This window comes from Actinocorallia populi (assembly GCF_002995495.1).
In the GTDB taxonomy this organism is placed as follows: Bacteria; Actinomycetota; Actinomycetes; order Streptosporangiales; family Streptosporangiaceae; genus Actinocorallia; species Actinocorallia populi.
Genome location: NZ_PVZV01000007.1, coordinates 54,521 through 80,717 on the forward strand (window position 1 = coordinate 54,521; position 26,197 = coordinate 80,717).

Consider the following 26,197-nt stretch of genomic DNA (forward strand, 5'->3'; position numbering starts at 1 on the left):
CCCACCCCGTGCGGACCCGGGCACCACACCGTCCGGGCCCGCACGGGACACGTCGTCAACGGCTGAGGAGATAGCGCCGGGGTGTGGTGCCGACCGTGCGGCGGAAGGCCGCCAGGAACGCGCTCGCCGTGGCGTATCCCACGCTGTGCGCCACCCGTGATACCGGCTGCCCCTCGGCCAGCAGCGGCAGGGCGGCGCGCAGCCGTACCTGCGTGCGCCATTGGTCGAAGCTCATGCCGGTGTCGCGGACGAACAGCCGTGTCATCGTTCGTCTGCTCACGCCCGCCGCGCGGGCGTGTTCCTCCAGGCCGCGCGGGTCGGCTGGATCTGCCAGCAGGGCGGCCGCCACTACCCGGACCCGCTCGTCGGTGGGCTGCGGGACATCGATCGGCCGGGTGGGCAGCGGGCGCAGCAGGTCGGGCACCACCGCCTCGGCGCGCAATCGCGCGCCGTCGGTGAGGTCGGTGCGGGCCAGGTACCCGATCAACTCGGCCAGCAGGCCGTCGACGCCGACCGCCGTGGGCTCGGACCAGTCCACCGGGCAGCGCTCCGGCGCCAGGTACAGGCTGCACAGCACCGCTTCGCGGGTCGCGCCCGTCGCGTGGACGACACCCGCGGGCAGCCACAGCGCCCTGGTGGGCGGCAGGACCCAGTACACCTCGTCCACGCCGACGCTCAGGACGCCTCGCCGGGTCCAGGCGATCTGATGGTGGGTGTGGCTGTGCGGGGCGATCCATTCTCCCGAGGCCAGCGGGAAGCGGCCGACGGTGATCGCGCCTACGTCCTCCATGCGCCTGTCCTTCATGCGACATAGTCTGGCCTCATCGCGGATTGTGGCCAAATGCGACGGATCGTAGCCTCGTCAGATGCCGATGATCGTGTTGTGCCTGGTCCAGTTCATGCTCGTGCTCGACGACACCGTCGTGAACGTCGCGCTGCCCAGCATCCGCGACGACCTGGGGTTCGGCGCCTCCGGGTTGCCCTGGGTCGTCAACGCCTACTTCCTGGCCTTCGGCGGGTTGCTGCTGCTGTGCGGCCGGATGGCGGACCTGCTGGGCCGCCGCCGCGTGTTCCTCATCGGCGTGGCGCTGTTCGGGGTGGCCAGCCTGGTGTGCGGGCTCGCGCAGCAGCCCTGGCAGCTTGTGACCGGACGGTTCGTGCAGGGCGCGGGTTCGGCGATGGCCGGCCCGGCGGCGATGTCGATGATCACGTTGCTGTATCCGGGGCGGGAGGAGCGGACCAGGGCACTGGGCATCTGGGGCGGCATCGCGGCGCTGGGCGCGACCTCGGGCCTGGTGATCTCCGGAGCACTGACCGACCTGGTGTCCTGGCGCGGGATCTTCCTGATCAACCTGCCCGCCGTCGTCGTCGCCCTGGTGCTGCTCCCCCGCCTGGTCCCCGAGTCCCGCGCCCCCGGCCGGCACCGCCTCGACGTTCCCGGCGCGGTCCTGGTCACCGGTGCCGCGGTGTCGCTGGTGTACGGGCTGCTGCACTCCGGCGAGACCGGCTGGAGCGATCCCATCGCCATCGGCGCCCTTGCGCTGTCGGCTGCCTTGGCGGCGGTCTTCTTGAGGGTCGAGTCGCGGGCGGTGGCACCACTGGTGCCCGGATCGTTCCTGGCCTCGCGGACGCGGGCGGCCGCCAACGGCGCGACCCTGCTGTTCTCGATGGCGATGTACGCGATGTCGTTCCTGTTGATGATCCAGGTACAGACCGCCCTGGGATACAGCCCGCTCCTGGCCGGCCTCGCCTATCTGCCCTATGGCGGCGGCATCCTGGCGGGCATGTGGTCGTCCTCCCGCATCTCGTCCAGAGTCGGGACGCGGTGGGCGCTTCTCCTGGCGTTCGCGGTCAACATCGCCGGTCTGCTGCTGCTGTCCGGCGTGGCGGCGGGCGACTCCTACGCCGCCCACGTCCTGCCGGGAATGCTCCTACTGAGCGTGGGCAATGGGTTGTGCCTGCCCGTCATGGCCGCCGCTGCGGTCGAGGGAACCACCGAGGAGGACGCGGGTCTCGGCTCGGCCCTTTTCACCTGCGTCCAGCAGATCGGCGGCGCCATCGGGGTGGCCGCATTGGCCACCATGAGTTACGCGGGCGGGATCACGGCGGGCGCTGTCTGCATGGCACTCGCTGCTGTGCTCATCGCCGTGCTGCTGCCGTCACGCGCCGCCGGCCCACGACGTCCTGGCGAGCACCAGGCCGACGCCCCGAACATGCCGGCAGCAGCTCCGCAGTAAGGCAAGCCACGGCCGGGCATCGGGGCCAGACGCCGAGCCGCAGATCAGGCATCCGGTCCATGGATGATGCGGTGGATGGTGGAGCGCCCGACGGGCGTTCCCTTTGACCGACGACATCCACCGCGCCTCGGCGTTCGTCATCCCCGCCATCGAAGGGCGCACCGACCGCGACTCGGCGGCCGTCCGATCCGGCACATGGGGCTCGATCCTGCCCGCGCCCGCGGCCTCGGCACCACGTGGTCCACCGCCCAAGGCCCCCGGGTGATCCCTTTCCGGCGTCTTCCGGCCGCGAGGTGCCACGTCTACTCGACACGTCTCCACCTCCGGCAGCATCGCGTTCACGGCCGTCCGCAGGTCCAGCACGGAGGCCGGTTCGGGCTCCGGCTCCAGGGCGGTGAAGTGCAACCGCCCGTCGTCGTCGAAGTCCCGCCGGTCCCCGGCCTCCTGGATCTCCCCGGCGTGCGACGGGCCGTACCGGGCCGCCTGCTCATCCGTCAGGAACTCGACCGCCACAACAGTTCTCCGGAGATCGACGACAACGACCCTCGAAGGCCCCGACGCTCGATCACCCCAGGACGACCAGCCCGGCGAACGCTTAGCGCACGATCTGACATGGATGTTCCTCGGACTCCGGTACGGGGCTGAGCAGCAATCGAACGGCCGGTGGCGTTAGCGAGTCTTCGGGCTCGGGGTTATCGCCGTCGGCCGTTCTGATGCGGCGCTGAGCCCGGCACTGAGCATGGCGGACGGATGCAGGTTGCTGTTCATCGGGTGTCTGCGGTGCTGGCGCCTCGGCAGGTGGGACAGGGGCAGCGCATCAGGAAGGTCCCGCCGGTGCGCTGGTCGGCGGGCCAGCGTGTGTCGATCTCGGCGGCCGCGCTCTGGCATCGCGTGCAGACGTCGGGGTGGTCGGGCCGCCACTGGGGTCCGAGTTCGGCGAGGTCGGCGGCCGTCAGCCCGCACAGGGTCAGTCCCCAGTGTCCTGAGGCATGGTAACGGCGGGGTTCGCCGTTGCGGGCCAGGTCCCTGCACATGTCCCAGCGCATGTCCGGCGGGGCGTAGTACGGCCGGGTCGGGACGGGGGCGTGGCCGACCGGGCCGGTGTGGAAGACCACCAGATCGGCCCGGCACCACACACACGCGTAGTCGGTCGCGGTCTCCTCGTGCATCTGCCAGGTGCTGCACCGTTTCGTCGCCTGACCACAGACCGGACACGGGCCCAGATCAACAGGAGGATGCGGAGGCTGCAGCCAGTCCGGCCAGCCACCGGTCTCCGCCAGCCGGTCGTTGTGGAGATAGGTATGACTGCGCCAATCGCCGTTGCCGTCGGCCACCCGATCAGCCTTTGCCATCCGCCGAGTTTCCGCCGGGTTCCGACCCCGCCTCGGCGGCCTGTCCCACTGAGCACTCGAGGGTGGAGCCTACCGCTCGTTGCTGGAGTCGGCGTCGAGAGCGTCGGTGCTCATCCGTTGCGTACGGCTCGGGCAAAGTTGGCGAGGGCGGTGCAGAAGACGACAATGGCCGTGACGGCCCTCCGCTCCCGAACGTGTCCCAGCCGCTATCTGGGCCGGTAGCACGACAGAACGTTGATTCTGTCCGGATGCCTGAGCTGCTCCACCGCAGTTCAGCGCGTCGCGGCGATCAGGAGGTCGTTGCGGTCCCCGGCCGGCGCACACCGGCCACTGCCGAAACCCGGTCAGACCGAGGGCGACTCCGTCGCCTCGCTACAGTGCCTTAACCTGCGGATTCATCGCTACTTTGCGGCTCGCCGTAGCTTCGAGCCCGGGCTCTTACTCCGCAGGTCCGAATCGAGCGCCGCCCCAATAGTCGGTTATCGCGCGGACATCCTGCTCGGACAGGCCGGTTCCCCGCAGGTCCGCGTCCTGCAGATCCGCGCCGCTCAAATCCGCGTGGCTCAGATCCGCGCCGCTCAGGTTCGCGCCACTCAAGTCCGCGCCGTTCAGGTTCGCGCTTTGCAGATCCGCTCCACTCAGGTCTGTGCCACTCAAGTCCGTGCTTTTCAGATTCGCGCTGAACAGGACGGTGCTGTGCAGGTTCGCGGTGCGCAGGGACGCGAAGCTCAGGTTCGCGCCACTCAGATACGCGCTTTGCAGGTCCGCGCCACCCAGGTCCGCGCGGCTCAGATCCACGTTGCTCAGATCCGCGCGGCTCAGATCCGCGCGGATCAGGTTCGTGAATCTTAGGTTCGCACCGCTCAGGGTCGCGCGGCTCAGGGTTGCATTTTCCAGGTACGCGCTTTGCAGGTCCGCGTGGCTCAGGTACGCGCCGTTCAGGGTCGCGCCGCCCAAATTCACGCGGCTCAGGTTCGCGCCACCCAGGTCCGCGCCGCTCAGATCCGCGCCGTTCAGGTAAGCGTGGCTCAGGTCCGCGGAGGAAAGCGCGGAGCGGGGAATGCGGGTGGAGTGCAGGTCCAGTCTGGGGGCTGTGTCGGGGTCGGGTGGGCGGCGGCCCAGCACGGTCAGGGCGGCGGCGATGTCGGTGGCGGGTTCGATGGGCAGGTCGTCGGTCTTGACGGTGGAGGCGGGGTCGCGTTCGCGGATGAAGGCGGCCATGAGGTCGCGGATGGCCTGGCGGTCGGGTTCGGAGTCCTTGGCGATGCGCTCCAGGGCGTAGACCGCGGCGGTGCGCACTTCGCGCTTGTCGGAGCCGAGCTGCTCGACGGCCTTGGTGTAGCGATCGGTGACCTGGCCTTCTCGGGCGAGGTTGAGCTGTTCTTGGCCGCTGCGCAGCGTCAGTGCGGTCACCAGCAGCGTCCCCACGGTGGCCAGCACACCGATGCCCAGGATCCAGGTGTTGAACCAACGGTGGCGGCGCTGGTCCTTGCGGTCGGCCTCTTGGTGGTCCAGATCCATCAGCTCCAGCCGCCGATCGGCCGGGAGCGCGTCCAGCTCCGCCTGGGTCGGCGGAGTGACTCGCGGCGCTGGGGCGGTGGAGGGAGCGGCGGACTCGGGTTCCGGCGTTTCGACGGCTGGATCGTCAGCAGGGGTGGGAGAGCCGGGGGGATCGCTCATAACCACTCAGACGCCGGCTCGTGCCGCAAAGATCCTGCTTCCGATGATCTGGACCGCCCGGCAAACCGACCGGCCCCCACCTGCAATTGAACGACCCGTGACGATAAGACAGGCTCCTCCTGGTTCCCAATGTCACTGGCCGTTCCGTTGCTGCTCAAGCCCCCTCATCTGCTCGGCCAACGCCATCGAATACGGGGCTGGCCTGTGATTATTGGAGTTCGGCCCGGAGGGTGTCGTAGGTGGGAGCGAGTGCGCGCAGGACGTCGGCTGCGGTGGGGCCGTCGCCGGCGACCAGCGGCTGCTGGAGCGAGCCGATCAGCCGGGCCTGCCGAGACATGATCGCGGCCGCTTCGACCCGGCCGGCTCCACGCAAGCAGGTGGCCGCGTCGGTCGCACGCCGCGCGCCGACGCGGATCGCGAAGTGGACGAGGTGGTCGTACAGCTCCTCGTCGCGGTCGGTCTCCAGCGACGCTGCCAGAGCCAGGGCGGCGTCGCCGTTGCCGGAGCTTCCCGGCGGCATGGTGTGGTCGGGGTCGGCGCGCAGCCAGTCGACCGCGCGGGGAATGAACGCGGTGATGGCCTCTTTAATGTCAACACGTCTCATTCGTCTGAAATTCGTACGCATCGTGTACGGCTCGCCGTAGTCGATGGTGTCGGCCTGCCATGCCTTGACGAAGTCCGCCAGCGGAAGGGACGTGTAGGGATATCCCTGAGGGTCGTGCAGAATCACCTGCTCGTCGCCGACTTCGAGGACGATGACGTAGTGGTCCGCGCCCATCGGGCCGGTCTTGCCCGGCTGGTAGCACAGATGTCCCATTTCGATGGGTCCGACCATGACGGGGCCGTGGGCCAAGTGGGAAGTGAGACGCTCGAGTGCTGCGTCGACCTGGCTCTCGCTGCTGGTCTGCGCGGTCCAGCCGAGGGCGGCCAGCGCATCCTCGATGCCGATCTCGGGGTTCCAGCCATAGGGGTCGAAGAACGGCATTGTGCCACCGACGAATTGCATGCCGAATGGGCTGCCGGTCACCGTCTCGATGACCGCGACCGGTGGCGCGTCGGCGCCCAGCATCATCGCCAGGCAATTCGAGTAGCAATAAGGGCCTGAGCCGATGTAGGGAAAATCGATCACAATATAAGCTTCTCAATTTTTCGCCGAAAACACCAGCGGCTGCTTGTGTCGCGGCTCGGGTCGAGGCCAGTGCTCCGGACCGGTGAGAGCGAGGACGGCCTGTCGCTTGGGATCGGACAGGATGTCGATGTGGGCCGGCCATCGATGGCGTTGACGTAGCGAACAGCGAAAATCCACCGGATAAGGGTCTGGCCTGCGGCCCTCGAAGGGCATCGACCGAAACACCTCGTAGCCGCTCTCCCTGGCTGTAGTACAGCGTCGGTCCGAGTTCTCGGTATCCGTTCTCCACGATGCTGTGACGGTTCATCGCTCACGAAAGGGTCTAGTGGCTTGACGCCCGGCCCGCACCCTCAAAGCCGGCGGGGCCTCCTGGCAGACCACGACAACGTGGAAGAGCAGCAACGATCCGGACTTCATCGCCAAGATGCATGCCGTCCTGACCCTCTACGACACCCCGCCGAAGGACGGTCGGGGGGTCTGCGTGGACGAATCCGCCCCCTTGAACCTGCAGCCCCGCAAGGGCAAGACCTGGCGGGGCTGCAGGGACATCCGGCCCGGCTGCGCACCACGTTCAACCGCAACGACGGGGTGCCGTCTGCCCGGAGCACTCGATCTGGCCACCGGCCGTCTCTACTACCGCATCCGCGGCCGCAAGCGGTGGCGCGAGTTCTTGTGCTTCAGCTGGGGCCGGGTCAGCTGATGAGGTTCGAATGGCGCCGGACGACCCGGTCGCCTCCCCACAGGTCGGTGTGCTGTTCAGGGCCGGTGCAGGTCTTGGGCGAGGTGGGTCCCGGTGAGGTCCTGGGCGAGGGTCCAGAGCCGGGCGGCGGCGTCGGCGTCCTGGGCGCGGCGGGGCAGCCGGGCGGGGCCGGTGGGCCCGACCAGGTTGAACCGGCCGCTGGGCCCGTAGTAGCCGCCGTTGGCGGCGCCGTGGTCGGTGGCGGCGTACAGGAGGGGTTCGGCGCCGGTGTCGGGGCTTTGGCTGGGCAGGAAGGTCAGGCTGTTGAGGAGCGAGCGCTTGGGCCGGTCGCGGCCGAGGCTCGGTCCGGCGCTCTGCAGGTTGGTGCGGGTGTAGCCGGGGTGGGCGGCGGTGCTGCGCAGGTTCCAGCGGTACTGGTGGGCGAGGGCGGCGAGTCGGCGGGTCATCATGAGGTCGGCGAGTTTGGACTGGGCATAGGCGCGGTGGGCCGAGTACCGGCGTTCGAACTGCAGGTCGTCCCAGTGGATCCGGCCGTAGCTCGCGGTTCCGCTGGTCATGGTCGCCACCCGGGGCGCCTGCGCGGCGAGCAGTAGCGGGAGCAGCCGGACGGTCAGCGCGAACGGGCCGAGGAAGTTGCTGCCGAACTGGAGCTCGAAGCCGTCGGCGGTCGTCATCCGGGTCGGCGGGGCCATCACTCCGGCGTTGTTGGCCAGGACGTCGACCGGGGTGCCGTCGGCGAGGAGGCTGTCGGTGAACGTCCGCACCGAGGCGAGGTCGGCGAGGTCGACGCGGCGGACCTCCAGTCGTGCTTCGGGGTTCTGGGCGAGAATGTCGGCGCGGGCCTGCTCGCCCTTGGCGGGCGTCCGCACCGCCATGACGACGTGGGCGCCGGCCGCGGCGAGGCGTGCGGCCGCTTCTTTGCCGGTGCCGCTGTTGGCGCCGGTGACGATGGCGAGGCGACCGGTCTGGTCGGGGACCTGGTACATGTTCGCTGTTCCTTCGGAGGTCGGGGTTCGGTCGGACGCCGCGGGAGCGCGGCGGTGGGTTTCAACGTCTCGTGGACCGTCGCGCCGGGTGGGGCGGCCGCGGTAGCGCACTTCACATCATTAGAGACCGACGGTCTCTTGTGTGCCCCCCAAGTTAGGCGACCACCGGTCTCCTGTCAAAGGACCGGCGGTCACTAAACTGGGGAGATGACAGGTTTCCAGCGGGCCCGCAGCCACGAGCAGCAGGAGGAACGGCGAAGAACGATCCTGGACACCACCGCCGGGATGCTCGCCCGGATGCCGGCCGCCAAGGTCGGCTTGAACGAGCTCAGCCGGCAGGCGGGCATGGCCAAGTCCAACGTCCTGCGCTACTTCGAATCCCGCGAGGCCATCCTGTTGGAACTGCTGGACCGGGCCTGGAGCGAGTGGAACTCCGCCCTGCCCGCCCTCCTGGACGCCGCCATCGACCCCGCCGACCCCGTCGCGCGGCGCGCAGAGGTGTACGCGCAGGTGTACGCGGCCTCCCTGGCCGACCGGAAAGTCCTGTGCGACCTGTTCAGTGCCCAAGCCGGCGTCCTGGAACACAACGTCTCACCCGACGTCGCCGCCCGCTACAAGAGGGCCGCCGCCGTCAACCTCACCGCGCTGACCGCCCTCACCCGCCACCACCTGCCCGAACTCGGCGACACCGCACAGCAGGCGTGCGCCCAGATCCTCATGGCCACCGGCGCCATCTGGACCCACTCGCGCCCCTCGCCCGCCATGCTCGAGGCCTACGCGAAAGACCCCGCCCTCGCCGCCCTCAGCATGGACTTCGCCTCCGCCCTCCAGGAGACCGTCGCCACCCTCATCGCCGGCACGCTCAGCCGTGCCGAGCCCCGCGATCAACCGATCGGTCCTGAGCGTTAACACCGGCCCCGACCCCGGTCCAGGGCGTCTTCGGTCTGGTGGTAGACCGTGACGGGCCGCAGTTCGCCCTTAACGGAGAAGCGGTCGTCGGGGATGCCTTCGACGAGGAACACCGTCTGGAGTTCCAGGCCGGGCACGAACCCCTCCCATCCCTCGGGGCAGGCGGGATCTGCGGGTGCGACATCATCGACTGCGGCGTTTGCGCGGTGAGGTTCGCTGCTGGCGCGCATACGAAATCTCTCGCTGAGTTCACCGCCGGCTCCCGGCCTGAGACGACCGATGAGGGTCGGTGCGTACGTGCGCACGCACCCCTTGCAGGCCGAACAGGATGAGAAGCTCGACCACGCCGCCGTCGGCGCTGCCCAGCCAGTGGGGCAAGGACGTGTCGAACTCGGCTGCCTCACCGGGCGGCAACATCAGGTCGCGCTCACCGATCACGAGCCGCAGGCGTCCGTTGAGCACGTAGAGCCATTCGAAGCCTTCGTGGGTCTGCGGGGTCGGTTCGAGGGGTTCCGGCCGGGCAGGGATGATCATCTTGAACGCGTGTACCCCGCCCGGTTGCCGCGACAGTGGCACAAAGGTCATTCCGAACCGCCTGATCGGCTTGAGGTGGATTCGGGGGTCGCCGGTGCGCGGGGCGCCGACGAGGTCGTCCAGCGGAACGTCGTAGATACGGGCCAGCGGCAGCAGCAGTTCCAGGCTCGGCCGGCGCTGCCCGCTCTCCAGTCGGGACAGGCTGCTCTCCGACACGCCGATCGTCATCGCGAGATCGGCGAGGGTGATGCCGCGGTCACGACGCAGCGCACGAAGGCGCGGCCCCACCGCGTCGAGCACATCGTTGTCCGACTTGCGTTCCATCAGGCCATTTTGCCATTACCGCAAGTTTTCTTACCGATTCATGGTGCGCCTGGCAAGACTGAGCGCCTACCGACACAAGGAGCCTTGATGAGCACCACCGAAGCGGTCGCCTTCTGGGACGGCGTCTACGCGGCCCGACCGGCGACCGGCGACCCGCAGCCGAACGCCCGCCTCACCGAGACGGTGACGGGCCTGCCGCCCGGTGACGCGTTGGACCTCGGATGCGGCGACGGCGGCGACACGCTGTGGCTCGCCAGCCGGGGGTGGCAGGTCACCGCCGCCGACATCTCGGCCGTGGCGGTCGAGCGGCTCGCCGCTCTCGCCCGCTCACACGGCCTGGGCGACCGCGTCACCACCATGCGGACCGACTTGCGCGAGTCTTTCCCACCCGGCGGATTCGACCTGGTCTGCGCCCACTACCTGCACACCCCCTTCGACCTGGACCGGGCAACCGTACTGCACTCGGCCGCGCACGCACTGCGCCCGGGCGGGCGGCTGCTGGTCGTCGACCACGGCTCGGCCGCGCCATGGTCGTGGAACCAGGACCCCGACACCCGCTATCCGAGCCCGCGAGAGGTCGCCGCCGGGATCGATCCGGCCCCGGAGACATGGACGGTCGAGCGGGCCGACGCACCCCGCCGGATCGCAACCGGACCAGACGGGCGCACCGCCGAGGTCACCGACCATGTCCTCCTCATCCGCCGCACCGCCTGACACGGCGGCCGGCGCCCGTCCCCGACAAAGGAAGGGAGACCACGATGCCCAGCACCACCCGTCGCGACATCCCGCCGCCCCGGACCGGAAGCAACGAGACCGAGGTCCTGCGCGGGTTCCTCGACTACCTCCGGGCCTCGATCGCCGCGAAGGTCGACGGCGCCCCCGAGCCGCAGGTGCGAACAGCCGCGGTTCCGTCGGGCACGAACCTGCTCGGCCTGCTCAACCACCTGACTTTCGTCGAGCGTTCGATGTTCCTCGGGGACGACGTCACCGACTGGCAGGCGACGTTCCAAGCCGCACCGGCGGACAGCGTGGCCGATGTCGTGGCCCGCTACCGAGACGCGGTCGAGCGTGCGAACGACGTTCTCGACGAGTGCACTGATCTCGGCGCACCCGTCCCCCGACCGCGGCCGGACCGCCCCGCTCCCAGCATCCGCTGGGCACTCACCCACATGATCGAGGAGACCGGCCGGCACGCGGGCCATGCGGACATCCTCCGCGAACTCATCGACGGCACGACCGGCCGTTGATCCACCTTCTCCAGGAGGGAAACACATGATCACAGCACCACGACCGTTGCCGCGCCGCTTCCTCCGATCCACGTGCACGGTGGCAACCGTGATGCTCAGCCTCCTGATCACGATCGTCACCGCAGCCTGTTCCCTGTCCACTTCCACGCCGACAGCCGGCGAAGACGTTCCCTCCTACGCCGCCGCCACCCAGGACGATCCCCGGTTCGAGAACGCCTTCCGACACGAATTCGCCGACGTCGACGGCGTCCGTATGCACTACGTGACCGGCGGCAGCGGCACGCCAGTCGTGCTGATACACGGTTGGCCGCAGACCTGGTACGGCTGGTGGCCGATCATGCCGGAACTCGCCGAGCACCACACCGTCTACGCCGTTGACCTTCCCGGACTGGGTGACAGCACCGGCTCACCGTCCGGCTACGACAAGGCCACGCTGGCGCGGTATGTGCACACGCTGATCGCCGATCGTCTCGGAGTGAGCGACGCCCGTGTCATCGGGCACGATTTCGGCGCCGCAGTGGCATTCCAGTACGCCAGCCAATTCCCCGACGACACCGCACGCCTCGGCTACCTCGACCTGCCGCTGCCTGGGCCCGCGATCGATGCGCCCACCTACCGCTCACTGAGCTGGCACATCGCCTTTCACTCCCAGCGACGGGTCCCCGAGGCGGTCGTAGGCGACGACGTCCGCGAGTACCTGGCACTGTTCTATCCCCAGGTCTCGTTCGGTGGCACGGCGTTCGGTGGCACCTCTGACCGGTCCCCGTTCACCATCACCGAGATCAACGAGTACGCACGAACCTACAGTCGGCCCAAGGTCCTGTCGGGCGGCTTCGAGCTCTACCGCGCCCTCGACAAAGACGTCCGCGACACCGTGGCAGCAGCACCGATACGTGTCCCAGCCCTGCTCATGACCGCCCAGGGGCAGCTCAACGCGATCCAGGGCACAGTGGCCCCGCGCATGACCAACATCGTGCGGGCGGTGGACGTGCCGAACGCCGGGCACTGGCTCGTCGAGGAGAACCCCCGGTTCGTCACCGCCGAGCTCTTGCGCTTCCTCGACGGATGACCACGCCACCAAGGCGGCGCGGGACGCCGCTCGGCACGGGCCGCGGTATCGGGCGTCACCATCCAGTTCACCGACTGGCTCTTGTTTTTCGGCGAGTACTCCTGGGACCCCGACAGATACGCTGACCGCCGCATCCGGCCGGGGCCGGTCGTTGTACTCCCCGGGCCGCGATCGACGTCGGCGGTGAGACCATGCCCAGCTCGGTCGAGGTCATGGGGTCGGCCGAAGAGGCTGACCAGCGGCTTCACGCCTCGACGATGATGGTGCCTATGGTCGATTCCGGGCCGGGCCCTTCCGGACGGTCGACCTTCCACCAACCCAGCACATCCTGGTACTCCGGCTGCGGGATCGCACGTCCCTCGGCAGTCATCAGGCGTCCCTGATACGCCTGGGCATAACGTGCTCGAACTGAGTAGACGCCGGGTTCGTCGGGAACAACAAGGTCGCACGACACATTCACCCACTCCGCCGGACCCGGGTTGTCTTCCGCCAACGCCTCGACGTGCGTGCCGGCATTGACCACCTTCAAGCCGCCCCCGCTGCGCCGCTTACCGTTCCAGACCGACGCTTGGGCACGATCCTGGCCCGCCAGACCGACGATCACCTGGTTGACGGCGTTGCCGCACTCCGAGCAATCATGCAGCACGTCGAAACTGACCTTGTGCGAACCTCCTCCGCGGACGCGTACCACGTCGGTCTGGCCATCGATCCTCACATTGCGGATCTTGAACCGAAATCCCTTCCCGCCTCCGTACGGCTCGACCGTCTCGGTGCCAGGAGTGAGAGCCGTGGTTCGGTGGACATCGCTGTGACTCGCCTTGTCGGTCATATGCCAAGTAAACAGGTGGCCACTGACAAGGGCGGGGCCGCCCTTCAAGGCCCTCCACTCGGGTCGGTGCAACGAGCCCCAAAATAGCTCTGCGTGATTGTGGTGACGGGTTCGTCTGGGCCGGATGCCTGGCTGCCTGTGTTCCTCGCTTCGGTCACTCCGGTCGAGGGCGTGGGATCTGCTGGTCGGGTAGGAGGTCGGCGAGTGCGGGCGTACGGCGGCTCACCCCAGGGGCGCGTGCGAGGGCGGCGATGGAGGTCCCCTGGTCCTGGAACCCCTTGCGCGCCTCTTGGCGGCGGGCGCCTTTTAGCGCGGGGATCTGCGAGGTGGTCGCCGGGTCTTCGAACAGCAGCATCCCGTCGGCAGGGCGGAATCCTTCGGCGACGCCCTCGGTGAGAATGTGGCGGTTGTCGTCCTTCGGGGTATCAGCGGTAGCGCCACAGCTGGGTGCCGGCGGTGGAGCAGTACTCCAGGACGACATCGGTTCCGCGTCGGCCCAGGCACTTCCAGCGCGCTTCACTCTTGGTTTCGTCCAGAACGTATTTGACGGCGTCGGCCGAGTCGGGGATCGGATGCTTCGACCAGACGGACAAGGACGTGATGGAGTTGCAGTTCGGGGCGTGCACCCGTGCTCCGTCGGCGTTCGCCGTCGCCTCCAGGCAGTACATCTGCCTGTTCATCCGGAGGTTGACGAGGAACATCCGGTCGCATGACCCCGTCGCCCCGCAGTAGTGCTCCCAGTACTGCCCCTGCCCCTGGTCGCAGAAGACGACTTGGGCGTAGGTGATGGTGGGGGTGCTCTCACCCATCGCATCGAGACACTCGTCGCGCAGGTCGTTGACGATGCTGAAGGCGTCCGCAGCGGCCGGGGAGGCCCCCGCCCCCACCAGCGCCGCCGCCGCCAAGCCCACTGCGGCGCCCCGCTTCACCCATCTCGACGACATCTCCATCGATCCTTCCCAGACCCGGCCACCGCTTTACCGAAGGATAGGAACGAGCCCCGCCCGCCCCCCAGAGGCCAGAGTCCCGGACAGACCCAGGACAACGGTGATCGGCCGCGACGGATCTACTGACGGTTTCGCGACCGCTCACAATCCGATCGAAGACCGCGGAGGCTGAGAGCCCCCCACTGTTCCTCAGCCCTCATGGGGGTCCAGTCCGTATATGGGCAAAACCTACAACAGGACCGCGTTTCCACAGTTCAACCGCTTGGCCCGCAGAGCGGACCTCGTCGCCTGGCCCCGCTTCCGATGTGCCAGACAAAGGACCGTCATCACGTACATGAAGCCTTCGCAATCATGGTCGGGCTGCGGATCCACCTCCGTCCGTCGTGCGTGAGGAGGTGTGCCGGGCTTCGGCGCGGGCGGCACGCTCGCGTTGGGCGGCGGCTTCGACGCGGGCTGCTTGGAGGTCGGTCTCGAGCCGTGCCTGCAGAGCCTGCGCGGCGGCGGCGCCGGCGCGGGTGTCGGCGAGGACGTTGCGGGCCTGCTCGGCTTCGGCCTGGGCGGCTGTGATCTGCGCGGCCGCCTGCTCCAAGGCGTTGCTCATCTGGGTGCGGACCTCGGCCGCTTCACGCCGTTCCTCCTGCAGGGCCTGCTCGGCGGCTTCGGCACGGGTCTGCTGGGCGTTGGCCTGACCGCGGGCATCGGCAAGCGCTTCGCGGGCCTGGATGAGGAAGCCGTGCAGCTCCGCGTTCTCGCGGGCGCGTGCCTCCAGCAGCACGGTGAGCTCGGTGATCTGCGTGCGGGCGCGCTCGGCGTCGTGGCGGCGTGCCTGCCGCGCCTCGACCAGGTCGGCGGCTGCCCTGTCACGTGCCTGCTCGGCGGCGGTGCGGGCGGTCTCGGCTGCGGTGCGGGCCTGCTGGTGGGCCTCGATGCGCTCGGCGGCCTCGGCTCGGACACGTTCGGTCTCGGCGCGGGCGTCCGCGGCCTCGCGTTCAGCGGCGGTACGCGCGGTCCGGTGGACGCGGGCGTCTTCGATGGCCCGTGCGGCGGCGGTCTCTGCGGCGTCGGCGCGGGCCTCGGCGTCGGCGGCGGCCTGCCGGGCGGTGCGGGTCTCGGCCTCCGCCCGCTCGACGCGGACCAGCGCTCCGGTCTGGGCCTTGTCGAGAAGGCCTGAGAGCTCGGTGAGCTGAGCCTGCAGGGCGGTGATGGCGGCGGGGACGTGCTGGGCGAGCGCCTCGGCCTGCTTGAGCGGCTCGTCGACGAGGGCGGTATCGGCGGCGCGGCGCTCCCTGCTGGCCTGGTCGGCGTGTGCCTTGCTGCAGTACTTGGGCGGGCGGCCGCGTCCGGCGGGCGGCAGCGGGAGTTCGCACCCGTCCAGGCCGCATACGCCGCGCGGTACGGGAACGGGAGAAACGCCGTTCGGCTCGGTCGAGGTCTGTTCTGCCGCAGCGTTGGCTTCAGTCACGCCTCCATCATAGCTTTCGCGCAATGCTCGCGCGTAATAATTAAGCGTATCGCGATAGGTGTAAGTAGTCACAGAATCTCACGTGCGGGCGTTTCACATAATTAGCATTATGTGAAATGATGCGGCGCGTGGACGAACCCCTCTCCGGCACCCTGCTCACCCCGGCCGCAGCCGCCTCGCGCGCGAAAGTCGCCGTCACCGCCGACGGCCGCACGATCGACGTGCCCGCACCGATGATCGCCAGCGTCGGCGACATCGCCGGGCTGTCCCCCAAGCGCAAACGCGGAGACGGCGGCGAGGTGCCCGGCGCGGACGTGGACCTCGTCGACGCCCTGCCCCGCGACCTGGTCTGGCCGACCATCGCCGCCTGGCTGACCACGGGCAAATCCGTCGCCACCCGCCGAGCCCGGCTGGCCGACCTGGCGGCCTTCCTACGCTGGCTGGACGCACACGCCCCCGGGCTGGCGCTGCTGGCCGTCACCGAGGACACCATCACCGGCTACCGCGAGAGCATCGCCGCCGGCACCGCCCTCGCCGGCGTCAAGGCCCCCGGCAAACCCCTGGCCGCGGCCTCGATCGCCCGACGCCTGTCGAGCCTGGCGTCCTTCTACGCCTACGCCGTCCGGCGCGCGGGCCTGACCCGCAACCCCGCCGACGCCACCCTGGTCGAACGCCCCGAGGTCTCCGGCGCGGGCAAGACCCCGGCCCGCACCCGCGCCGAGGCCCGCGGCCTGCTGAGCGCGGCTGAGGCCACGTCCTTCGCCGAGCAGTACCCGATGGACGCGGCCGCGGTCGCACTGCTCCTGATGTGCGCGCTACGCGTCGGCGAGCTCGTCACGCTCACCGCCGGACAGGTGCAGACCGACGCTGGACATACCGTGCTGGTCTTCATCCGCAAAGGCGGCAAGACCGACCGCATCCCCGTCCCGCCCGACGCCCTCGCTCTGCTGCAGCCGCTGCTGGACGGCCGCCCCAAAAGCGCCCTGGTCTTCGCCCACGACGACGGCCGCCCCTGGAACCGGTGGCGCGTCACCACCGCACTACGAAGAACCGCCCACACCGCCGGCATCGATCCGGCCCGCCTGACCCCGCACACCGCCCGCACCACCGCCGCCACCGAACTCCTCGACGAAGGCGTCCCCATCGAAGTCGTCCAGACCCTCCTCGGCCACGCCTCCCCCGTCACCACCCAGCGCTACGACCGCGGCACCCGCCGCCTGTCCGGCCACGGCGCCTACCGCCTGGCCTCCCTCCTCACCGACCGCACACCCTCCCCCGACCAGTGAGAAGCAGACTCTGACGGCCTGATGGCCGGGCCCACTGACAGGAATCACCTATCTGCAAGAGGATCGCGCGGGTTCCGTTACCGGCGATGCCGATCCTGTCGGCCACGGAGCCGCCGGTCTCGGATCTCAACCCGTTCGGGCCGATGGACTCCGCGCTCAAGTCGCCAGAAATGCCTGCCATGAGGTTGCGGGGCTCACGTCATTCTTTTGCGCGGCCAGTCCGGTCCAGGTGCGCGGAGGCCAGCAGAAGGTAGGCGCTGGCGGTCCAGGTGTAGGCGCGGTCGCGCAGTCCCGCGCCGGTGAGGGCGTCGAAGTTCTCTGCGAAGCCGGACCGCTCGCACAGGGCGCGGAAACGGGCGCTGATCTCGTCGGCCAAGGCGGTGTGGCCGGCGCGGCGCAGGCCGTCCTCGATGAGGATCGTGGCGGGGGCCCAGATGGGGCCGCGCCAGTAGCCGTCGGGGTGGTAGTGCGGTGAGCCGGTCAGCTCGGTGGCCAGGCCGAACTCCGTCAGGTGGGCGGCGATTCGGGCGGCCAGAGCGTCGGCGACGACGGCGGGCAGCTCCTGTCCGAGGATGATCGGCATCAGGTCGAGCAGCCCGTCGGTGTGCCAGTCGTCGCCGGAGACGACCCCGCGCGCGTGGAAGTGGTCGTCGCGCCAGAGGAGGGCGAACAGGTCGGTGCTCAGCTGGTCGGCGGTCGCGGTCCACTCGGCGGCCTCGGCGGGCAGGCCGAGCTCGGCGGCGAGGTCGGCGAGCCGGCGGAGCTGGAGGACGAGGAAGGCCGACAGGTCGGCGGTCTCGATGACCCGTTCGGGGTCGAAGGCGGTCGCGTTGTCCCAGCCGCTGTCGTTGCCGTGCTGGTAGTGCGGCAGGGGGCTGCCGGCGGCCCGGCGGGAGTCGAGCCAGAACCGGCTCCAGCGACCGAGCCGGTCGTAGGTCTCGGAGAGCTCCCGCCGGGTGAGCTCCCGGGACATCCGACGGCGCAGGAGGCCGAACGCCCACCCGTGGATGGGCGGCTTGACGTAGTTGTAGAGGACTTCGGAGTGGGTGACGGAGTCGGGTAGCGCGCCGGAGGAGTCCTGATGGTCGAACATCACCTGGAACTGGTCGTAGGCGAGGTCCGGGGCGCCGGCGGCCAGGGCGAGGGCGTTGAAGCAGTGGTCCCAGCTCCACACCTTGTCCATCCAGTGCTTGGACATCAGCACGCCGGGACGGCCCAGGAATCCGGCCGGCCGGACGGTCGCCGACCACAGCACGTACGCGGCGAGCTCGGCGGCCGGAGTCGTCGCGTCACGCCAGGGGGCGACGGCATCGGCGAACGCGCGGAAGGAGGCGGCGGACTCCAGCGCGAGCAGATCGAACGGCTGGTCACTGCGGTAGGGCGGGCGCGCGGCCTCGTACTCCTCCAGCGCGATCTCCCAGGGACGGCCGTCGGCGCCCACCGTGAGGGCGCGCCGGACCTCGCCGAGCTCCTGCAGCCCTTCGGCGTGGACCGTTCCCGCCAGCACCGTGATCCGGTAGCGGCGGCCCGTCTCGTAGGAGGTCAGCACGAACCCGCCGCCCACGGGGTCGGCGTAGAGGTAGGCGCCGGTGAAGGGGGTGAGCCGGTCGGCCGCCACCGACAGCCGCAGGCCGAGGCGGTCTCCGCGCAGGCGCACGGTGTCGGTGGTGGCGAACACGGCCTGGACCTGCCCGTCGCCCTGCGCCCAGGTGAGCACGGCCGGCGTCGCCGTGATCTGCGTCTCGGCCCGGGTGGAGCCGTTCACCGGGGTCAGCCGCAGTACGGGGTGCATCCCGGTGGTGTGGGTCATGAGATGCAGGTCGTCGGCGTAGGTCGCCAGCGCCGTCACCGGGGAGACGGCCAGCCAGGAGCCCTGGCGGCTGAAAGGGATCTCCTGCACGGTGAACGTCGGGCCGGACGCGCGGGGGGCGTCGGAGGGCGGGGCGGTACGGGGCGCAGCGGTCATGGGGGGATCTCTCGTTTCTGGGTCGTCGGGGCGCGTCGGACGGGACGGGTCAGTCCTTGACGGCCCCGGTGGTCGCGCCCGCGGCGATGTAGCGCTGGGCTGCGACGAGGATCAGCGTCGTGGGGATGGAGGCGACGACGGCCGTCGCCATGATCGCGTTCCATTGCTGGTTGTTGTTGCCGATGTAGTGGTAGATGCCGAGAGTGATGGGCTGGTGGGTGCCGCCGCCGTCGAGGGTGCTGGCGAACACGAAGTCCGACCACGACCACAGGAAGGTGAACAGTGAGACGGTGACGACGGCGTTGCGGCTGACCGGCAGGACGATCGACCAGAAGGTCCGCACGGGCCCGGCGCCGTCCACCGTGGCGGCCTGGAGCAGTTCCCGGGGAATCCCCGACATGAACGCCGTGAAGATCAGCACGCCGAACGGGACGGCCAGGGTGGAGTCGGCGACGATCAGCCCGGGGACGGTGTTGAGGAAGCCGAGGCTGAGATAGATGGCGTAGAAGCCCATCGCCATGATGATCCCCGGGATCATCTGGGCGGACAGGAGCAGGAAGCTCAACGCGGAGCCGCCGCGAGGCCGCAGCAGGGCCAGGGAGTAGCCGGCCGGGGCGGCGACCATGAGGGTGAGCACGACGGTCCCCAATCCGATGACCAGACTGGTGCCCAGGTAGGGGAGCTGCTGGTCGAACACCGCCCGGTAGCCCTCGAAGGTGGGATCGGTGGGGAACAGTCGCGGCGGAGTGCGCCGCATGTCGGCGTCGCGGGTGAGGGAGCTGTTGACCATCCAGTAGACGGGGAACAGCATGATCGCGGTGAGGAGGAGGGCCAGCGCCGTCTTCCACCGGCTGGTCTCGGCCTTCATGCGAGCACCTTCCTCCGCTCGGCACGGATGTAGAGCAGTCCGAAGACCAGGGCGGTGACGACCAGGAGGTTGCCCACCGCGGCGCCGGGCCCGAACGACGGGAGCATGCTGCCGAACCCGAGCCGGTAGGACCAGGTCGCGAGCGTCGTCGAGGAGTCGACCGGCCCGCCCCTGGTCATGATCCAGATGATGTCGAGGACCTTCAGGGTGTAGATCAGGCCCAGCAGGAGGGTGACCGCCGACACCGGGCGCAGCAGCGGGAAGCTGATCTTCCAGAACCGCTGCCAGGCGTTGGCGCCGTCGAGGGCGGCGGCCTCGTGCAGGCTCTGCGGGATCGCCTGGAGACCGCTGTAGAGCACGACCAGGTTGAACGGGATGCCGATCCAGATGTTGGCGAGCGTCACCGCGGCCAGTGACCAGTCCGGTGAGGTCAGCCAGCCGACCGGCCCGATCCCGACCAGGCCGAGCAGGTGGTTGACGACGCCCGTCTCGGTGTTGAGCATCCATGACCAGGTCGAGGCCGAGACGATCAGCGGCAGCAGCCACGGCACGAGGAACAGCGCCCGCAGCAGGACCGACAGGCGGAAGTGGCGGGAGAAGAAGACCGCCAGGGCCAGGCCGATCGAGAACTGGAACAGCAGCGAGGCGCCGGTGAACACCGCCGTGTGCCACAGGGCGGGCAGGAAGGTCTTGTCGGCGAAGACCTCGCGGTAGTTGTCCAGGCCGATGAAGGGGGCGTCTCCGGACACGAACGACCGGACCGTGTAGTCCCGCACGCTCAGGTCGAGGTTGCGGTACAGGGGGTAGGCGTAGAACAGGAGCAGGTAGGCCACGACAGGGGCGAGGAACGCCCATGCCGTCCACTGCGGGGAGCGTGCGCGCGCGGTGCGGCGTGCTCGGGCGGGGGCCGGGCGACGCGGGGCGGCGGACACAGGGGCGTCCGCCGCCGCACGCCCGGCAAGGCGCGTGGAATCCATGCCGAGGTCTCCAGAGTGCCGTTCGGGAACGGGTTACTTGACCGAGGACTGCGCGGTCTTCAGCGCGTCGGCGGGGGCGGCGGATCCGGACAGGGCGGCCTGCACCGCGGTCCACAGCTGCTCGGAGATCTTCGGATACTTCGTGCCGAGGTCGTCACTGGTGCGGCCCTTGGCGGCGTTGACGGCCTCCACCCACACCTTGAGCTCGGGCGTGGCCTGGACCTGCCGGTCCTGGATCGCGGTGGTCGCCGCGATGTACGACAGCGTGGTGTCGGCGGTCAGGGCGTTGTCACCGCTGGTCAGACAGGAGACGATCTTGGAGGAGGTGGTGTAGCGCCCGGCTTCCTTCTGGACCGGGACGGTCACGAACTCCCCGCCCGTCGGCGCCGGCGCGAGTCCGCCGTCCTTGGCCGGGATCGGGATGATGCCGTAGTCGAAACCGGCCTTCTTGGCGTTCTCCAGCTGCCATGTGCCGTTCTCGGCGAAGGCGTAGTCGCCGGTGGCGAACTCCTGCCAGCTGGTGGTCTGGGTGTTGCTGAGGACCGACTTGGGCGCCAGCCCGTCCTTCAGCCAGCCCTCCCACAGCGACAGCGCGGCCACGCCGTTGGCGTCGTCGAGCTGGGTCAGCCTGCCCTGGCCGCCCCAGAACCAGGGCAGGAACTGGAAGCTGCCCTCCTCCGTGCCGATCGCGGAGAAGGTGATGCCCTTCTTGCCCTTGGCCTTCACCTTCTGCAGGGCCGCGGTGAGCGACGCCCAGTCCTTGACCGAGGCGGGGTCGACGCCGGCGGCGTCCAGGACCTCCTTGTTGTAGTAGAGCGCCAGGGTGTTGGCGCCGATCGGGATGCCGAAGGACCTGCCGCCCGACTGCCCTGCGGCCAGCAGGTTCGGCACGATCTGGGTGACGTCGGTCCCGGTGTCCTCGGTGGTGGTGAGGACACCGGCCTCGGCGAGGGTCGACACGACGGGGTTGTCGACGATCAGGACGTCCGGTGCCGAGCCCTGCTGGGCGGCCAGGAGGGCCTTGTTGGTGAGGTCGGTCGTGTCGTAGGCGGTGCGCTTGATCGTGACGCCCGCGTCGGCGCCGCACTTGTCGATCAGCTTCGCCCATGCGGCCGTGCCGTCGAACTGGGGATAGGGGTCCCACACGGTGTAGGCGCCGCTGGCCGCGGAGCCCTTCGTGTCATCGGACGAGCAGGCCGAGGCCAGCCCCGTCACGGTGAGCAGTGCGAGTGCGGCGCCCAGGATGCGGGCTCTGTCGGGGATGGCGCGGGTGGTCATCGTCGTCCTTTCCCGGAGGGTGCAAGGGGGGGGATCCCGGCGGGTCGAACCGATTCGCGTAATCGGTTCGACGAACAGTAGGCATGCGGCCGACGAGCGTCAACAGTCCATCGGAAGTTTTCCGGGAACGCCCAGCTAAAAGGCTTTCTAGGGGGCGATCAGGCGAGATCGAGGTTGGACAGAAGGATGTGAACCGATTCGATGACCTGCGTGATCGGTTCTTCCTCCGGCCTCGGGCCTCTGGTCGCCGCCCTGTGTTTGACGCGGCGGCACGAGACTCTCTACCGTGTGGTCGAACCGGTTCGCCGATGCGTTCTCCTGGTCGGCCCCGCCATCCGTCCCCGGAGGTGTCCCATCAGCCGGACTGAGAGTTCGCCGGTCAACATCGGCGAGATCGCCCGCCGCGCCCAGGTGTCGCGCAGCACCGTCTCCTATGCGCTGTCGGGCAAGCGCCCCGTCTCGGAGGAGACGCGCCGACGCATCCAGAAGGTGATCGAGGAGATGGGGTACCGGCCGAACGCCGCCGCCCGGGCCCTGGCGCGCGGCGAGACCCGGACGCTCGGCCTCGTCTTCCCGCCGGCCAGCAGCCACTACACCGAAATGCAGCTCGACTTCATCGGCGGCCTGGTCGAGGCCGCCGGAGCCCGTGACTACGACGTGCTCATGTCGCAGGCGGGCGCCGGCGAGGACCGGTCCTTCCAGCGCCTGGTGGGCGAACGCCGGGTCGACGGCGCGATCCTCATGGAGATCCGGCTCCAGGACGCCCGTGTCGAACAGATGCGCGCGTCCGGCTTCCCGTTCGTCACGATCGGCCGCACGCGCCATCCCGACGGGACCGCCTGGGTGGATCTCGACCATCTCGCCCTGGTGACCCGCTGCGTCCGGCACCTGTCGGATCTCGGCCACCGGCACCTGGCGTTCGTCAACCGCTCCCAGGCGCTCCTGGACGCGGGATACGAATCGGCGCGGCGCGGCCTGGACGGCTTCGAGATCGCGGTGCGCGAACTCGACCTCACCGGGATCCACTACCCGTGCGACGACGACGCCGCCGCCGGAGAGGCGTGCGCGGCCCGCATCATGGCCGAACATCCGCACGTCACAGGGATCGTCACCGTGAACGAGGCCGCGCTGGGCGGCCTCTACCGGGGGCTCACCGAGGCGGGCCGGAAGATCCCGCGTGATATCTCGGTCACCGGCATCGCCGGGGCCCGCTGGGCGGACGCCGTCACCCCCGCCCTCACCGCCGCCGACGTCCCCGCCCACGACATGGGGCGGATCGCGATCGACCTGCTCCTGGAGCGCATCGCGGAACCCTCGGCTCCCTACCGCACCCGGCTCCTGACACCGCCGGTGATCCTCCGTGCCAGCACCGGACCCGCCGCCCTGCCCCCCTCCTGACGTCCTCCCGCGCCGCATGCCGCGGCGGCAGCGTCCAGCGAACGGCGGGACAGTCTGAACTACGAACAGGCCCTAGTGAGCGCTGGTTGACTGTGCGCCATGACCGAACTGATCGATGTGCCGGACGCGGGGAACGACTGGGAGCCTGCGACATCGTTCCAGGCAGGCAGGCGCAATCCCGCATGGCAGGCCTCGGCCTTTCAGAGTGCCGCCTGGACGCTGCGTATGCTGGCGTTGCTGTCGGTGGACCTGGAGGCGGTGGCTCGGCGCCTGCGGCTGACTTTGGAGACGTCGTGGGACGGGCACGGAGCACTGCGGGCTGCATTCTTCGTGCTGGATGGGACGGACTTCGTGGTCACCCACCACGAAGGCGACGCGCCGGGAACACATGTCTGGACCAGGGATGGCGGGCCGATCGATTCGGCCGAGCGCGTAGGCAGCCTCCTCGCGGCCCTCGGGGTAGGGCCGGAAGCGGTGGCGTACTCCGTCTGGGGATCGGGTACCGATCTGTCCCGAGTGCCGGCCGCCTGGAGGCGAGACCGGACCAGACCGGTGTGGTCGCGCCAGGAGTTCTGGGAGCACTTCAAGAAGCGCCCGCGCATGTTCGTCAGCCGCGTCAGCTTTGGGAGTGTCACCGGGTTCCTCGCGGGATACGACACGGCTTCCGACGGGGTCTTGCTGGACGGATTCCGGGAGTGGCTCGCCGTCAAGCTGGGGTCCGGATGGAACCTGGTGTGGTGGGCTCTCGTGGAGATCCTGGCCTTCCCCGATGGACGTCCTGCCGAGCCGTGGTCCCATGAGGACGACCAGCATGCCGTCGATGAACTCATCAGCCTGATGGACGAGTTCTTCGAACACATCGCCCGTGGCTCCGACCGCGCAGTCTGACCTGCGGCTCAGCCCTTCATAAGATCGCCATAACCGCTTTCCGGCGTACTTCGGTCGTCCCCCAAGCTCGGCCGACCCCCGGCGATGGCGCTCGAGCAGGTCCGGCACGCCAAGGCACTGCTGGGCACAGGTCGCGCAGTCCGATTGGAACGGCCGGTAGCGACAAGCTGAGGATCGCGGTGTCGGTTCGGTGACGAGCCTCCAGCCGACCCGGGATGGCCCAGATCCAGAAGCGGCTGGCCTCGGACATGGTCGTGTTGCAGCGACAGGCCGACGACCCGGCGATGAACGGCGGCGGGAGCCTTTGCGGCGTCAGATGCGGCCGGTCTCGTGGGCCCACATGGCGACCTCGACGCGGTTTCGGGCGCCGAGCTTTCGCATGAGGCTGGCGAGGTGGGCTTTGACGGTGCTCGGGGTGACGTAGAGCTCGCTGGCGATCTCATTGTTGGTGCGGCCTTGGGCTACGGACACGAGGACTTCCTCCTCGCGGGCGGTGAGCGGTTCCATCGGCTGCCTCGGTGGCGAGGTCTCTGCGCGCGCGAACGCTGCGAGCAGCCGGACGGTCACGCTGGGTGCGATCAGTGCGTTTCCGTCGGCGGCGGCGTGGATGGCCTGGGTCAACAGGGCGGGTCCGGCGTCCTTGAGCAGGAACCCGCGGGCGCCGGCTTTGAGTGCCCCGTGGACATACTCGTCGAGGTCGAAGGTGGTGATGACCACGATCGGCAGGGGGTCGGTGACGCCGGGGCCGGCGAGGTGTCGGGTGGCTTCGATGCCGTCCACCAGCGGCATCCGGATGTCGAACAGGCCGACGTCGGGGCGCAGCTGGAGCGCCAGGCGGATCGCTTCGCGCCCGTCGGCGGCCGCGCCGACCACTTCGATGTCGGGTTGGGCGTCGAGCAGCATGGTCAGCCCGGTGCGCACGATGGGCTGGTCGTCGGCGATGAGGACCCTGATGCTCATCGTGGTGTCCCTGTTCGGGGCAGGACCGCCTCTACCCGCCAGCCCCGCTCGGCGGCGGGGCCTGCGTGGAAGGTGCCGCCGAGCAGTGAGGCGCGTTCCCGCATGCCCACCAGGCCGTAGCCTGCTGGGGCGCGGCCGCCGGCGGCGGAGCCGTCGTCGTCGATGGTCAGCCGTACCCGGTCGGCGTCGCCTGTGACGGCGACGGTGACCCGGGTCGCGTGGCGGGCGTGCCGTCGAGCGTTGGTGATGGACTCCTGGGCCAGGCGGTAGATCGCGGCCCCGACCGCCGGGCTGAGGTCGTCGAGCTCGCCGAACAGCGTCACCTCGACGCGGGGACGCGTCCGGCCATCGGTGGCGAGCTGCTCGACCTCGGCCACGCCGGGCTGCGGCGCGAACTCGGTGTCCTGTGTGGAGCGGAGCACGCCGACGATGGCGCGCAGCTCGGTGAGGGTGCGGGTCGCTGCGTCCTCGATGACGGCCAGTGCCTCGATGGCACGCTCGGGGTGGGAGGCCGCGATGGCACGTCCTGCTTGGGCCTGGATGGCGATGCCCGAGACGTGGTGGGCGACGGTGTCGTGGAGTTCACGAGCGAGCAGTTCGCGTTCGCGGGCCTTGGCTTGGTCGATGTCGCGGATGCGGATCCTCGTGCGATAGCGGATCGCGGCGCCGAGCGCGGCGACGAACAGGAAGAACGCGTATCCGGCGACCTTCTCCGCCACGCTGCCCGGTTCGGCGACGTAGGTGACGGCCAGCCAGAGCAGGAGGACGCCGAGGCCGCTGGCGGCTTCCCGACCGGAGCCCCACCGGAACAGGGCGTAGGCGATGACCAGGGTGGCCGAGACACTCGAGGGCAGCGTGCCTTGCGTTCCGGTGAGGACTCGGACGATGTCGACCACCGTCACCGTGCCGAAAGCCACCGCGGCCGCGACGAGCGGGTGCGTACGTCGCCACGGAAGGGGTGCGACGACCGCGAGCGCAGCGATGACCAGCAGCGGGAGCGGCGCCATGTCCTCACGGAGCACCGCTTCCAGCACTGACCAGCAGATCAGTACCGCGACCAGGGCCCGGTCCCGCAGCCTCCGGTCCGGGGGATTCGCGGGTCGAGGTTCGGCCCACAGCGAGCGGAGTGCGTTGGTGGCCATCCTGATCAGCCTAGGCAGCCCGCGTGTTC

At 69.5% G+C, this 26,197-nt stretch carries 24 protein-coding genes; 8 read left to right on the forward strand and 16 right to left on the reverse strand.

The window, feature by feature from the left end; translation table 11 throughout:
• Nucleotides 1–55: 55 nt before the first annotated feature.
• On the reverse strand, nt 56–790 hold the full coding sequence (locus C2865_RS26975) for an AraC family transcriptional regulator (protein ID WP_106401837.1): 735 nt from the start codon (nt 788–790) through the stop codon (nt 56–58).
• A gap of 76 nt (nt 791–866) precedes the next feature.
• Between C2865_RS26975 and C2865_RS26980 the strand changes: the two genes are divergently transcribed.
• The gene (locus tag C2865_RS26980) at nt 867–2,237 is read left to right on the forward strand and encodes an MFS transporter (RefSeq protein ID WP_232835832.1); all 1,371 of its coding nucleotides are present in this window, start codon (nt 867–869) and stop codon (nt 2,235–2,237) included.
• A 764-nt stretch (nt 2,238–3,001) separates the two neighbouring features.
• On the opposite strand, the gene C2865_RS26990 is transcribed toward C2865_RS26980, so the two are convergent.
• From C2865_RS26990 to C2865_RS27005, 4 genes are all read right to left on the reverse strand, one after another.
• Nucleotides 3,002–3,406 (reverse strand): hypothetical protein, encoded by a 405-nt coding sequence (locus tag C2865_RS26990; RefSeq protein WP_106401404.1) that lies wholly within the window; start codon nt 3,404–3,406, stop codon nt 3,002–3,004.
• 621 nt (nt 3,407–4,027) lie between these two features.
• Entirely contained in the window at nt 4,028–5,269 is a 1,242-nt protein-coding gene (locus tag C2865_RS26995; RefSeq protein ID WP_106401405.1) for a pentapeptide repeat-containing protein, read from the reverse strand.
• Nucleotides 5,270–5,477: 208 nt separating this feature from the next.
• Complete coding sequence (locus tag C2865_RS27000; RefSeq protein ID WP_106401406.1) at nt 5,478–6,398, reverse strand: hypothetical protein; 921 nt, start codon at nt 6,396–6,398, stop codon at nt 5,478–5,480.
• A gap of 756 nt (nt 6,399–7,154) precedes the next feature.
• A complete protein-coding gene (locus C2865_RS27005) occupies nt 7,155–8,084 on the reverse strand; it encodes an SDR family oxidoreductase (RefSeq protein WP_106401407.1) in 930 nt (309 codons plus the stop codon).
• A gap of 207 nt (nt 8,085–8,291) precedes the next feature.
• Here C2865_RS27005 and C2865_RS27010 point away from each other — a divergent pair, with 207 nt between their 5' ends.
• Nucleotides 8,292–8,993, forward strand: coding sequence for a TetR/AcrR family transcriptional regulator (locus tag C2865_RS27010; RefSeq protein WP_106401408.1), 702 nt, complete (start codon nt 8,292–8,294; stop codon nt 8,991–8,993).
• On the opposite strand, the gene C2865_RS39590 is transcribed toward C2865_RS27010, so the two are convergent.
• Nucleotides 8,990–9,130 carry a hypothetical protein gene (locus tag C2865_RS39590; RefSeq protein ID WP_157963924.1) on the reverse strand — a complete coding sequence of 47 codons (141 nt, stop codon included), beginning with the start codon at nt 9,128–9,130 and terminating at the stop codon, nt 8,990–8,992. The genes C2865_RS27010 and C2865_RS39590 overlap by 4 nt on opposite strands.
• A 112-nt stretch (nt 9,131–9,242) precedes the next feature.
• Entirely contained in the window at nt 9,243–9,851 is a 609-nt protein-coding gene (locus C2865_RS27015; RefSeq protein ID WP_106401409.1) for a helix-turn-helix domain-containing protein, read from the reverse strand.
• 87 nt (nt 9,852–9,938) lie between these two features.
• On the opposite strand from C2865_RS27015, the gene C2865_RS27020 reads away from it, so the two are divergent.
• The 3 genes from C2865_RS27020 to C2865_RS27030 all read left to right on the forward strand — a co-directional run bounded on the left by C2865_RS27020 (nt 9,939) and on the right by C2865_RS27030 (nt 12,167).
• Nucleotides 9,939–10,565 carry a class I SAM-dependent methyltransferase gene (locus C2865_RS27020; RefSeq protein ID WP_106401410.1) on the forward strand — a complete coding sequence of 209 codons (627 nt, stop codon included), beginning with the start codon at nt 9,939–9,941 and terminating at the stop codon, nt 10,563–10,565.
• 44 nt (nt 10,566–10,609) lie between these two features.
• Nucleotides 10,610–11,098, forward strand: coding sequence for a DinB family protein (locus C2865_RS27025; protein ID WP_106401411.1), 489 nt, complete (start codon nt 10,610–10,612; stop codon nt 11,096–11,098).
• A gap of 91 nt (nt 11,099–11,189) precedes the next feature.
• A complete protein-coding gene (locus C2865_RS27030; RefSeq protein ID WP_232835858.1) occupies nt 11,190–12,167 on the forward strand; it encodes an alpha/beta fold hydrolase in 978 nt (325 codons plus the stop codon).
• Nucleotides 12,168–12,411: 244 nt separating this feature from the next.
• Here the strand turns inward: C2865_RS27030 and C2865_RS27035 are convergent, their stop codons facing one another.
• The 3 genes from C2865_RS27035 to C2865_RS27050 form a co-directional block, all read right to left on the reverse strand.
• Nucleotides 12,412–12,996, reverse strand: coding sequence for a hypothetical protein (locus C2865_RS27035; RefSeq protein WP_106401838.1), 585 nt, complete (start codon nt 12,994–12,996; stop codon nt 12,412–12,414).
• Between the two features lie 425 nt (nt 12,997–13,421).
• Nucleotides 13,422–13,940, reverse strand: coding sequence for a ricin-type beta-trefoil lectin domain protein (locus C2865_RS27045; RefSeq protein WP_157963925.1), 519 nt, complete (start codon nt 13,938–13,940; stop codon nt 13,422–13,424).
• Between the two features lie 352 nt (nt 13,941–14,292).
• A complete protein-coding gene (locus C2865_RS27050) occupies nt 14,293–15,405 on the reverse strand; it encodes a coiled-coil domain-containing protein (RefSeq protein ID WP_106401415.1) in 1,113 nt (370 codons plus the stop codon).
• Between the two features lie 128 nt (nt 15,406–15,533).
• Between C2865_RS27050 and C2865_RS27055 the strand changes: the two genes are divergently transcribed.
• Complete coding sequence (locus C2865_RS27055) at nt 15,534–16,691, forward strand: tyrosine-type recombinase/integrase (RefSeq protein WP_198653633.1); 1,158 nt, start codon at nt 15,534–15,536, stop codon at nt 16,689–16,691.
• A gap of 199 nt (nt 16,692–16,890) precedes the next feature.
• Here the strand turns inward: C2865_RS27055 and C2865_RS27060 are convergent, their stop codons facing one another.
• The 4 genes from C2865_RS27060 to C2865_RS27075 are packed head-to-tail and all read right to left on the reverse strand — an operon-like array spanning nt 16,891 to nt 21,780.
• Nucleotides 16,891–18,657 carry an amylo-alpha-1,6-glucosidase gene (locus C2865_RS27060; protein WP_106401417.1) on the reverse strand — a complete coding sequence of 589 codons (1,767 nt, stop codon included), beginning with the start codon at nt 18,655–18,657 and terminating at the stop codon, nt 16,891–16,893.
• Between the two features lie 49 nt (nt 18,658–18,706).
• Entirely contained in the window at nt 18,707–19,525 is an 819-nt protein-coding gene (locus tag C2865_RS27065) for a carbohydrate ABC transporter permease (RefSeq protein WP_106401418.1), read from the reverse strand.
• Nucleotides 19,522–20,502, reverse strand: coding sequence for a carbohydrate ABC transporter permease (locus C2865_RS27070; RefSeq protein WP_106401419.1), 981 nt, complete (start codon nt 20,500–20,502; stop codon nt 19,522–19,524). The genes C2865_RS27065 and C2865_RS27070 overlap by 4 nt, the downstream gene beginning before the upstream one ends.
• A 33-nt stretch (nt 20,503–20,535) precedes the next feature.
• Nucleotides 20,536–21,780, reverse strand: coding sequence for a sugar ABC transporter substrate-binding protein (locus C2865_RS27075; RefSeq protein WP_106401420.1), 1,245 nt, complete (start codon nt 21,778–21,780; stop codon nt 20,536–20,538).
• Nucleotides 21,781–22,068: 288 nt separating this feature from the next.
• Here C2865_RS27075 and C2865_RS27080 point away from each other — a divergent pair, with 288 nt between their 5' ends.
• Both C2865_RS27080 and C2865_RS27085 read left to right on the forward strand, forming a co-directional pair.
• Complete coding sequence (locus tag C2865_RS27080) at nt 22,069–23,178, forward strand: LacI family DNA-binding transcriptional regulator (protein ID WP_198653634.1); 1,110 nt, start codon at nt 22,069–22,071, stop codon at nt 23,176–23,178.
• A 99-nt stretch (nt 23,179–23,277) separates the two neighbouring features.
• Nucleotides 23,278–24,066: a hypothetical protein gene (locus C2865_RS27085; RefSeq protein WP_106401422.1), complete on the forward strand. Its 789-nt coding sequence runs from the start codon at nt 23,278–23,280 to the stop codon at nt 24,064–24,066.
• A gap of 312 nt (nt 24,067–24,378) precedes the next feature.
• On the opposite strand, the gene C2865_RS27090 is transcribed toward C2865_RS27085, so the two are convergent.
• Complete coding sequence (locus C2865_RS27090; RefSeq protein ID WP_106401423.1) at nt 24,379–25,026, reverse strand: response regulator; 648 nt, start codon at nt 25,024–25,026, stop codon at nt 24,379–24,381.
• On the reverse strand, nt 25,023–26,168 hold the full coding sequence (locus C2865_RS27095) for a sensor histidine kinase (protein WP_106401424.1): 1,146 nt from the start codon (nt 26,166–26,168) through the stop codon (nt 25,023–25,025). Before C2865_RS27095 ends, C2865_RS27090 begins: the two co-directional genes overlap by 4 nt.
• Nucleotides 26,169–26,197 lie beyond the last annotated feature (29 nt).

Coding starts and splice junctions, on each gene's coding strand:
- C2865_RS27010 (WP_106401408.1), top strand. CDS start 8,292: ATGACAGGTTTCCAGCGGGCCCGCAGCCACGAGCAGCAGGAGGAACGG.
- C2865_RS27085 (WP_106401422.1), top strand. CDS start 23,278: ATGACCGAACTGATCGATGTGCCGGACGCGGGGAACGACTGGGAGCCT.
- C2865_RS27090 (WP_106401423.1), bottom strand. CDS start 25,026: ATGAGCATCAGGGTCCTCATCGCCGACGACCAGCCCATCGTGCGCACC.
- C2865_RS27060 (WP_106401417.1), bottom strand. CDS start 18,657: ATGACCGCTGCGCCCCGTACCGCCCCGCCCTCCGACGCCCCCCGCGCG.
- C2865_RS26990 (WP_106401404.1), bottom strand. CDS start 3,406: ATGCACGAGGAGACCGCGACCGACTACGCGTGTGTGTGGTGCCGGGCC.
- C2865_RS27065 (WP_106401418.1), bottom strand. CDS start 19,525: ATGAAGGCCGAGACCAGCCGGTGGAAGACGGCGCTGGCCCTCCTCCTC.
- C2865_RS27020 (WP_106401410.1), top strand. CDS start 9,939: ATGAGCACCACCGAAGCGGTCGCCTTCTGGGACGGCGTCTACGCGGCC.
- C2865_RS27025 (WP_106401411.1), top strand. CDS start 10,610: ATGCCCAGCACCACCCGTCGCGACATCCCGCCGCCCCGGACCGGAAGC.
- C2865_RS27030 (WP_232835858.1), top strand. CDS start 11,190: ATGCTCAGCCTCCTGATCACGATCGTCACCGCAGCCTGTTCCCTGTCC.
- C2865_RS27015 (WP_106401409.1), bottom strand. CDS start 9,851: ATGGAACGCAAGTCGGACAACGATGTGCTCGACGCGGTGGGGCCGCGC.
- C2865_RS27005 (WP_106401407.1), bottom strand. CDS start 8,084: ATGTACCAGGTCCCCGACCAGACCGGTCGCCTCGCCATCGTCACCGGC.
- C2865_RS27045 (WP_157963925.1), bottom strand. CDS start 13,940: ATGTCGTCGAGATGGGTGAAGCGGGGCGCCGCAGTGGGCTTGGCGGCG.
- C2865_RS27035 (WP_106401838.1), bottom strand. CDS start 12,996: ATGACCGACAAGGCGAGTCACAGCGATGTCCACCGAACCACGGCTCTC.
- C2865_RS26975 (WP_106401837.1), bottom strand. CDS start 790: ATGGAGGACGTAGGCGCGATCACCGTCGGCCGCTTCCCGCTGGCCTCG.
- C2865_RS26980 (WP_232835832.1), top strand. CDS start 867: ATGCCGATGATCGTGTTGTGCCTGGTCCAGTTCATGCTCGTGCTCGAC.
- C2865_RS27070 (WP_106401419.1), bottom strand. CDS start 20,502: ATGGATTCCACGCGCCTTGCCGGGCGTGCGGCGGCGGACGCCCCTGTG.
- C2865_RS27075 (WP_106401420.1), bottom strand. CDS start 21,780: ATGACCACCCGCGCCATCCCCGACAGAGCCCGCATCCTGGGCGCCGCA.
- C2865_RS27095 (WP_106401424.1), bottom strand. CDS start 26,168: ATGGCCACCAACGCACTCCGCTCGCTGTGGGCCGAACCTCGACCCGCG.
- C2865_RS26995 (WP_106401405.1), bottom strand. CDS start 5,269: ATGAGCGATCCCCCCGGCTCTCCCACCCCTGCTGACGATCCAGCCGTC.